The organism is Mesorhizobium sp. M7A.F.Ca.MR.362.00.0.0, from assembly GCF_004023175.1.
GTDB lineage: Bacteria > Pseudomonadota > Alphaproteobacteria > Rhizobiales > Rhizobiaceae > Mesorhizobium.
Window position 1 is genome coordinate 1 of record NZ_RZTF01000611.1, and the last position, 2,438, is coordinate 2,438.

2 protein-coding genes and 2 pseudogenes are annotated in these 2,438 nt (G+C 64.3%); all 4 read right to left on the bottom strand.

Features of this window, described 5'->3' with window-relative positions; all coding sequences use genetic code 11:
* Positions 1-226, bottom strand: a pseudogene (locus EOC06_RS35920) (GNAT family N-acetyltransferase); the annotation flags it as partial.
* A gap of 300 nt (positions 227-526) precedes the next feature.
* Positions 527-1,165: a TPM domain-containing protein gene (locus tag EOC06_RS35925; protein WP_128310025.1), complete on the bottom strand. Its 639-nt coding sequence runs from the start codon at positions 1,163-1,165 to the stop codon at positions 527-529.
* An 8-nt stretch (positions 1,166-1,173) separates the two neighbouring features.
* Positions 1,174-2,055 carry a YgcG family protein gene (locus EOC06_RS35930; RefSeq protein WP_128310026.1) on the bottom strand — a complete coding sequence of 294 codons (882 nt, stop codon included), beginning with the start codon at positions 2,053-2,055 and terminating at the stop codon, positions 1,174-1,176.
* Positions 2,056-2,059: 4 nt separating this feature from the next.
* Positions 2,060-2,438 (bottom strand): annotated as a pseudogene (locus EOC06_RS35935) (hypothetical protein); the annotation flags it as partial.

Consider the following 2,438-nt stretch of genomic DNA (forward strand, 5'->3'; position numbering starts at 1 on the left):
TCGCATAGCCGGCGATCTTTCCGCCGATCTCGACCACCAGAACAGTGGCGGCGCGGCGAATCGCATTTGCCCACCAGTCGGCACCTCGACGGTTGATCATCGATGTCAGGGTGCGGTGCGGAATGATGCCGGAATAGGCGCCGCGCCAGGCCTCCAGATGCACCTCGGCGATGGCACTGGCATCGCGCGGGTCGGCTTTCCGGATGTCGATCGTCAGCGTATTCATGATTTGTTAACCATAAACCCGCATCGCCCGATTGCAAGAGTCCCGGCGGCCCGCCGGCTGCTTTCTCACAGGCGATCATGACACTGATGACATCGGGCAAGCCTGCTTGAAAACGCGCTCAGCCGAGGCGGATGGCGTGGCTTTCGAGAACCGGAGCGGAGCTTACTTTTGTACGTGAGCACCGGCCTACGCCGGCCGAAGCCTGCCTGCCAAGGCCGCTCAGTGAGTGCTTCGGTCGAAGGCCGGAAGCGCAGAAAGCCGCGTCAGGCGTCCGGCTGAGTAGCGTTTGCGGGCGGGCTTTCAGATTTCGACGAGATGGTCGTCAAGTTCGTTGCTGTCGCCCACCGTGACCGGGAAATGCTCGGCCAGCACCGCACCCACCTGCTCGATCGCCTTGACGAAGCCGTCGGCAAGCCGGTCGTCGCCGGCATGCGCGGTAAGGTCGCGCACGACACCGTCCCAGACATGCTGGCCGACCTTGGCGTCGATGCCCGAATCGGCAACCACTTCGGCATAGCGTTCAGCGATCGAGACGAAGACCAGCACGCCGGTGCGCGCCGTGGTGCGGTGGACGTTGCGGGCAAGGAACTGCTTGCTCGCGTTGGCGTGCGCCGCCTGGTAGCGCAGCCGCCTCGGCACCAGATGGATGCGCAGGCCGGGCTGCGCCCACAACAAGGCCAGCACGCAGGCAAGCGCCAGGAGCTGGGCGAGGACGAAATGCGGCAGCCGGATCGACAGCCACCAGGCCTCCAGACCGTAGCCGACCGCCAGGCTGACGATCAGCATGCACACGGTCGCCATGAAGGCGGCCGGGAAGAAATAGCCGTCGCTGGCATGCGCCACGACGCAGTAGATCTCGCCGTCGGTTTTCTCCTCGGCGGCGCGGATCGTGGTTGCGATGCGCTCATGATCCTGCGGGCTGATTGGTCGTGTTGCCATGATATGTCTCACCAGCTTCCTGAAGAACCGCCACCACCCGATGAGCCGCCGCCACCGGAAAACCCGCCACCGCCGCTTGATCCCGAAGACCAGCCACCACCGGAGCTCCCCGACGACCAGCCGCCCGAAGACGAACCCGTTGTCCAGCCACTGCTGCCCGAGTACCCGCTTGGCCCACGGCCGTAACGAAACGTCATGCCCAGCCATCTGTACACGCCCGGCGACAGCTTCGTGCCGAACATCGGCGGCAGGAACGCCATCGCCAACCCGCCGAAAAACATCGTCGCCCACAGGATCAGGAACACGGCAACGATCGGATCGATGGACGTGCCGTCATCGGCGGGATTGCGCTTGCCTCGCGCTTCCAGTTCTTCGGGATTGCCCTCCAGCACCATGACCATGTCATCGACGGCTTTGCTGATGCCGCCGGAGAAGTCGCCGGCGCGGAAGGCCGGCACCATGTCGTTTTCGATGATGAGCTTGGTATGCAGGTCGGTCAGCGTACCTTCCAGCCCATAACCGACCTCGATGCGCATCTTGCGGTCGTTCGGGGCAACCAGCAGGAGCACGCCATTGTTCTCCTTCGCCTGCCCAAGTTTCCAGAAGCGGAACAGGCGGTTGGCGTAAGGCTCGATCTCCTCGCCATCGAGGCTGGGGATCGTCGCGACGACGATCTGGTCGGAACCTTTTGTCTCGAAACCGGCAAGCTTCCGCGTCAGCGCCGCCTTGGTCGCGGCATCGATGATGCCGGCATTGTCGACGACACGGCCGGTCAGCGCCGGCAGGTCGGCCGCGTAGGACATGACGCAGGAGAACAGCACGACCGCGGCAATCAGGACAGCCGAGGCGAGGCGGTCGCGTTTCGACAGGCTGATGCTGGGTATCGTCATGCCATCACCAGCTTCCCGACGAGCCGCCGCCGCCGGACGAACCGCCGCCGCCGGAAAAGCCTCCACCGCTGCTTGACCCCGAAGACCAGCCGCCGCTGGAACTTCCCGACGACCAGCCACTACGGGAGGGTCGCCGGCTTGGCTCGAAGGTCATGCCGAGCCAGCGGTAACGGCCGGGACCAAGCTTCTGGCCGAAGATCGGCGGCAAGATGGAGACAGCAAGACTGCCGACCATAATGGTTATCCATATGCCGATGAACACGGTGAAGAACAGGTCGTCGGACTCGAAGGGCGCCTGCTGGTTGCGCTCGCCGCGCGCCTCCAGCTCCTCCGGATTGCCTTCCAGCACCATGACCATGTCGTCGACGGCTTTGCTGATGCCG

Coding starts and splice junctions, on each gene's coding strand:
- EOC06_RS35925 (WP_128310025.1), bottom strand. CDS start 1,165: ATGGCAACACGACCAATCAGCCCGCAGGATCATGAGCGCATCGCAACC.
- EOC06_RS35930 (WP_128310026.1), bottom strand. CDS start 2,055: ATGACGATACCCAGCATCAGCCTGTCGAAACGCGACCGCCTCGCCTCG.